This window comes from Mojavia sp. (assembly GCF_059505145.1).
The window spans coordinates 243,080-249,161 of sequence record NZ_JCACKA010000124.1; the positions used below are offsets into that span (position 1 = coordinate 243,080).

The window sequence follows — 6,082 nt, forward strand, 5'->3', positions numbered from 1 at the left end:
ACGGCAATATGGAGATTTGCATGATTATTCTCTGCTTGGCATCTGTCTAAAGTTCTGTTTTTATTGAAAATCAGAGAGTTTGCAGCAAGTCGGCAAAGCCGTAGAAGCTGATGAAGAGCAAAAGCAATGCTGTTAGCTGAGTGACACGGTTTTGGGGCGAAGGAGCGATCGCTTCCCTAACTAGAATAGAAATAGATGCCCCAACTACTAAGCTCAAACCTAGTATCATATAAGGTCTTTCTGGCGAAATGGTGGCAACTACTAGCATTGCGATCGCTAACATGAGCATGATTAACTCTACAAAACGAGGCGGGTTGTATTGGCTAGATAATATAAAGCTATTTAACCAAAAGTTCCAAAATCTCATAATCAGTCCTGAGTAATGAGTGCTGAGTGCTGAGTGCTGAGTGATGAGCGTGGAGTTTTGAGTTAGATGAGTGTGGAGTGATGAGTTAGGAGTTATGAAGTCACTTTGAATGCAAAACTCATAACTCATAACTAATAATGCTTAATTCCTCACCCCTAACTTTTGACCAGTACCGTTTTTTTGTGCAGTGTCATTTTCTGGTAGTTCTACACCGAAGACGCGAGCGAAAGCTTTTTCTACCTTATAGCCAGAATCAATCGACTCTAAGGGGTCTTTCCGCAGTCTGTGACGCAGACATAAAGTAATTACACGGCGGATATCATCAACTGTGACTTCGGTACGTCCTTCAAATGCGGTTAATGCTTTGGCGGCGCGATTAGTGACAATATCACCTCGCAAACCATCGACATCAAGTTCTGAACAAATCTCAGATATCTTCACCCGCAAATCATAGTCACTTTTGACTTCACTCAACAGCTTTTGAGCGCTGACAATTTGCTGTTGCAGTGCTTCTTGCTGGGGTTTGTATTTGTCGACAAACGCTAGGGGATTTTGGTCAAATTCTGCGCGTTGCTCTACGATTTGTACTCGCAAAGCTGGTTCTTTAACTGTGTGGATTTCTGCGTGCATCCCAAAGCGGTCGAGGAGTTGGGGACGCAGTTCGCCTTCTTCTGGGTTACCAGAACCGACCAGAACAAAACGTGCTGGGTGACGGATAGAAATACCTTCCCGTTCTACTGTGTTCCAACCGCTGGCTGCGGAGTCAAGTAACACATCTACTAGGTGGTCATCTAGCAAGTTTACTTCATCCACATAGAGGATGCCTCGGTTAGCTTTTGCTAGTAGTCCCGGTTCAAAGGCTTTCACACCTTCAGATAAAGCTTTTTCGATGTCGATTGTGCCGCAAACCCGGTCTTCTGTAGCTCCTAGAGGCAAGTCTACCATCTGCACTTTTTTGGGAACTGTGGGAATTTCTGCCCCTTGTTCTAGTAGTTGGCGGACTTCATCACTCATCAAGTCGGGGTCGCTGGGATCACTGTTGAAGGGGTCGTTGGCAACAACAGAGATTTCTGGCAATAGATCGGCCAGGGCCCGGATAGTTGTGGATTTGCCGGTGCCGCGATCGCCCATAATCATCACACCACCAATTTTTGGGTCAATCACGTTCAACAACAGAGCCAGTTTCATTTCTTCCTGACCGACAATTGCTGTAAACGGAAACACCACACGTCGCGCACTCGCTGTGGTTTGAGCAGTAGGACTCACTAAATTACCTTATCAAGTTTTTTCTTATTACCGTTCTTTATTGTGCCATAGGTGGGGGTAGGGAAGGATGGGGCTGACGATTCAAAAAAACCTCCCGCATGAGGGAGGCTAAAAAGTGTAAGCAGAGACAATTTGCCAACTACAACAGCACGACTGCGATCGCTCCTCCTAATGCTGAGAAGATAGCGGAGACGATTGCTGTAGCAAATAACCACCAAGCTGCTGAAGCTGCGGCTTTGCGAGTTTCATCTGCTTGCCGCTGTGCTTGATGCTTCACTTCTTCTAGGCGGCGTTGTGCTTCATGGTGTAGGCGTTCTGCCCGTTGTAAGACTGAGTTGCGCGCACCTTCAATTTGGTCAACAATTCGGTTGGCGTCTTCCTGGGAGATATCCTCACGGGAACTGATGATTGCTACCAAAGTTTCACGGTTGAAAGAAGATAAGCGATCGCGTAATGCGTCAAACCCAGCCTGAGGGTCTTCAAACAATTGGCGAACATCACGCTTGATACCATCATAGTTCAGTTCCGGGCGCTCCAAGGAGTTGAGGTAGTTGCGAATCCGGGCAAAAACTCCATCAATTACATCTTGGATGCGTCGTTGGATACCGCGCACTTGCTCTACAAATTGCTCTTGTACCGATAAGATGTTATCGGCAATTTTTGCTGCTTCTTCATCGGACATATCTTCACGAATTTTCAGCAAGGCGATAATTGTTGAACGGTCAAAATGAGCAAGGCGATCGCTGAAACTTTCCATCCCCACCCGTGGGTCATGCAATAACAATTGCAAGTCGCGCTTGATACCTTCTGGGTTGAGTTCTTCTTTGCCTGTCTGCCGCAAATACTCTTCCAAATATGCTTGGAAAGTTTGCACTCTTTGTTGTGTTCGGGTGGCGAGGCGGCGAGGCGCACGTATAATGTTACGAATTGAACTTTGTACCGAGTCAATGATTTCGTTGACTTGCTGTTCACTCAAGTCTTGACGTTGACTGAGCAACTTCACCAAAGTATCCCGGTCTACTTGCGACAACCGACGGCGTAGTGCGACTGCTCCCTGTTGGGGATTTTCAAACAGTCTGGTCAAATCTCGCTGAATACCTTCAGGGTTGAGTTCTTGTTTGCCAGTTCTCCGCAGGTAATCTGCGATCGTAGTGCTTACAGAGTCATATTGCTCCTTAGCTTTATCTGCTACGGCTTGCGGTGCGTGGCGGATACTATGCCATGACTGCTCAACAGTATCAATGATTTGATTAGCTTGGTCTTGGCTCAAATCTTGCCGCTGATTCAACAACTGCACCAAGGTGTCACGATCAAAACGAGACAATCTTGTCGTAATCGCTGAAACTCCTGCTTGGGGATCTTCTAACAGCTTTTTGAGATCGGCGCGAATTGCATCAGGGTTGAGTTCCTCTTTCCCAGTGTTACGCAGATATGATTCTAAATTCAGCCACAGTGTTTCTGCTTGATATCTTGCTTGATCAGCCAATCCTTTGGATTCTATCAACACTTGATCGCGTTGCCTTTCCAAATCGTCGAGAATTCCGTCCAATTCGTATGGCTGAATATCGTTGCGTTCAAACAGTGTCTGCCGCATCTGTTGGCGGTCAATCCCAGCTAGCCGCCGCGACAAAGTTTCATAATCTGCGTCTTGATCTGCCAATAAAGCTTTAAAATCGCGCTCAATGCCTTCTGAGGTCAATTCTGCCTTATTGGTAACGAGTAGATAACTTGCCACTCGCCGTTGCAAATCTTGTACTATTTCTCTTTCTTCTAAGGCTGTGACTGTTACTAGCACTTCTTGGCGGACAGCTTCTAACTGATCTGCAATGCGTTGAATTTGTGCTTGGGTCAGCAGTCCTCGTTGTTGCAATAAATTAACAAAATCGTTGCGGGAAAGTCGCTCTAATTCCCGTCGCACTGTTCCGGGATCTGCGGCTGGATCGTAGATGACATCACGAAATTCCTGGGCGATTCTTTCCTGGCTGAGTTGCCAAGCATAGGTGTTAGACAGGTAGTTTTCAACATCAGCCCGGATTGGGCTGTAGGGTTGTGAAGGTGTAGGTAAACCTAGCTTGTCAGCTTGTTGTGTAGCTTTATCTTTGGCAGAAGCTAAGGATTGCCAGATTTTCTCTACATCCAAGTCTGACAGATCTGCTCTGCCTAACACAATGCCAGTTAGTGCAGATATTCCTTGCTGGATTGTGCTTTGAATCGGCCCTGGGGTTGCTTGTTGGGTTGCCTTTTGGTCAGCTTGTTTGGAGGAACGCATTTCTGCTACTAACTGATCCAGTTTGGCGTTGAGTTCATCTGTTTTGGTTTGCCCTGGCGGTAGCGATTTGAGATAGTCGATTACCTCCCCTAGACGGTCTTGGGTGGGTGCTTGCTGACTTACCACCTGCTGCCAAAGCTTATATAAAGTATCAGCAATGCGATTAACGTCTCGTTTGGAAAGGTCGGTGCGGCTGCTGACTAGATCGATAAATTTTTGGCGGTCGATGTTACGCAGATCCGGACTCCCAGCGATCGCTTGCAGTTGCGGGTCGCGCAGTAAGTTTTCAAACTCGCTGCGAATCTGAGATAGATCTAACTCTGGGGGACGCAACTTTTCTAAGTAATCTTCTACATTCTCGCGGATACTGATGGGGTCAATTCCGCTTCCTAGTTCTCGACGCACGGCGGCGGCGGCGGCTTCAGCTGTGGCTACAACTTGGTTATTGACAGCTTTCGCACCTAGTGCGGCGGTAGCTGTTCCCATAATTGCTTGAAAGCCTGAGGTTGCCGTGTTCACCACTGAACCAATCAAGGAACCCACCGTTGTGGAACTCACCCACATCAGTAATAAAAAGTATGCACCCCAAATTACCAACCCCAGCGTCGCACCTAGCCCCGGATCTAAAACCACGAGGCTGAGTCTTACAGCCAGAAAAGAAGCGATTAATAAGGCGATCGTCACAGTGACTAATGTCCAAATACCCACTGCTGTGCCAATTTTGCGAATTGTGCCGCCTAAACTTCCCGATTCTCCATGATCTGAATCCGAGTCAGATGGACGCCCCAGGTAGGAAATACCCGCAGCAACGGAAAGGTTTGTTAATACTAATTGAAAAGCAAAGGCTAGTATTACACCGGAGATTAAAGCGACAAAAAATCGCGGACCGGAAGTAAGAACCGATGCCTGTGCTGGTGTGACATTGGTGGAGTCTACTGGAACCTGTGCCACCCACAATAGTGGCTTGTACAGTCCCAGCATAATTTCCGTACTCTCAAACATTGTATTTCCTTTCTCTAAGTTTAAATTTGGGGAAATTTAAGGATTACGCGAGCAGAAACTCTGTATTTATGGCAATACCTAACTCTTGTAGATCTCAGAATCGTGGAATTTAGGCATTCAGGGCATCTCTCCACAGTTTGAAAAGCATATCTAGCGTAGGATAGAAATTTTAATATTTAACGAAAAAATATTTATTTAATTTGTATACGTTAGAAAGTCGAAAAACCAATCAGAAAATGTTAATAATTTTGATTTAAAAATTTTCAGCTTTTTTATTTTCTTCAAGCCTAATTAATTTACTGAAAATCTTCTTTTCCTATCAGCCTGTTACATTTATTTACAATTTCGCTTTTTTACACCTCCTCAAGGTGGATTTGTCGACACCAACACCCTTGCGAACATCGTCCACAAGAAGTGCCTAAAGTTTGTACCCACAGGCAGAAAGCAATTTCTTTATAAAAAGTTACATTTAGATTAAGCAATTAATTGTTAAAGGAAAAATGCAACCACTTTCTTCCACCGATTTACCAACAATTGCTAGAGAATACAATGGCCGCGATCGCAATGATTTTTTATTTGGCTGGACACCCCAAGCCGAATTATGGAACGGTCGTTTAGCAGCTATTGGATTTGTTGCTTATTTATTGTGGGATTTAGCTGGTTATAGCGTCCTGCGCGATGTACTGCACATCGTCGGTTATTAAAGATTAAAAACCTAAAAATCGCTTAATTTTGGAGAAAAAAATGGAATCTCGTCCTTCTACTGAATTACCAACAATTGCTAGAGAATACAATGGCCGCGATCGCAATGATTTTTTCTTTGGCTGGACACCCCAAGCTGAATTATGGAACGGTCGTTTAGCAGCTATTGGTTTCCTTGCTTATTTATTGTGGGATTTAGCTGGTTATAGCGTCCTGCGCGATGTACTGCACATCGTCGGTTATTAAAGATTAAAAACCTAAAAAAATCGCTGAATTTGGGAGAAAAAAATGGAATCTCGTCCTTCTACTGAATTACCAACTGTTGCTAACGCTTATAACGGTGTAGATCGTAATGCTTTTCTTTTCGGCTGGACACCCCAAGCCGAATTATGGAACGGTCGTTTAGCAGCTATTGGATTTGTTGCTTATTTATTGTGGGATTTAGCTGGTTATAGCGTCCTGCGCGATGTACTGCA

Annotated in this window: 6 protein-coding genes; 3 read left to right on the forward strand and 3 right to left on the reverse strand. The window is 45.1% G+C overall.

The window, feature by feature from the left end; all coding sequences use genetic code 11:
- Positions 1-70: 70 nt before the first annotated feature.
- From AC5JL8_RS34310 to AC5JL8_RS34320, 3 genes are all read right to left on the reverse strand, one after another.
- Complete coding sequence (locus tag AC5JL8_RS34310) at positions 71-367, reverse strand: hypothetical protein (RefSeq protein ID WP_495884253.1); 297 nt, start codon at positions 365-367, stop codon at positions 71-73.
- Positions 368-508: 141 nt separating this feature from the next.
- Positions 509-1,633 carry a magnesium chelatase ATPase subunit I gene (gene bchI, locus AC5JL8_RS34315; protein ID WP_495884155.1) on the reverse strand — a complete coding sequence of 375 codons (1,125 nt, stop codon included), beginning with the start codon at positions 1,631-1,633 and terminating at the stop codon, positions 509-511.
- Positions 1,634-1,772: 139 nt separating this feature from the next.
- Positions 1,773-4,904: an MFS transporter gene (locus AC5JL8_RS34320; RefSeq protein ID WP_495884156.1), complete on the reverse strand. Its 3,132-nt coding sequence runs from the start codon at positions 4,902-4,904 to the stop codon at positions 1,773-1,775.
- 500 nt (positions 4,905-5,404) lie between these two features.
- Between AC5JL8_RS34320 and AC5JL8_RS34325 the strand changes: the two genes are divergently transcribed.
- From AC5JL8_RS34325 to AC5JL8_RS34335, 3 genes are all read left to right on the forward strand, one after another.
- A complete protein-coding gene (locus tag AC5JL8_RS34325; protein ID WP_495884157.1) occupies positions 5,405-5,608 on the forward strand; it encodes a high light inducible protein in 204 nt (67 codons plus the stop codon).
- A gap of 40 nt (positions 5,609-5,648) precedes the next feature.
- Positions 5,649-5,852, forward strand: a complete 204-nt coding sequence (locus tag AC5JL8_RS34330; RefSeq protein ID WP_495884158.1) for a high light inducible protein — start codon at positions 5,649-5,651, stop codon at positions 5,850-5,852.
- 42 nt (positions 5,853-5,894) lie between these two features.
- On the forward strand, positions 5,895-6,082 hold a 188-nt coding region (locus tag AC5JL8_RS34335), incomplete at its 3' end, for a high light inducible protein (RefSeq protein WP_495884159.1).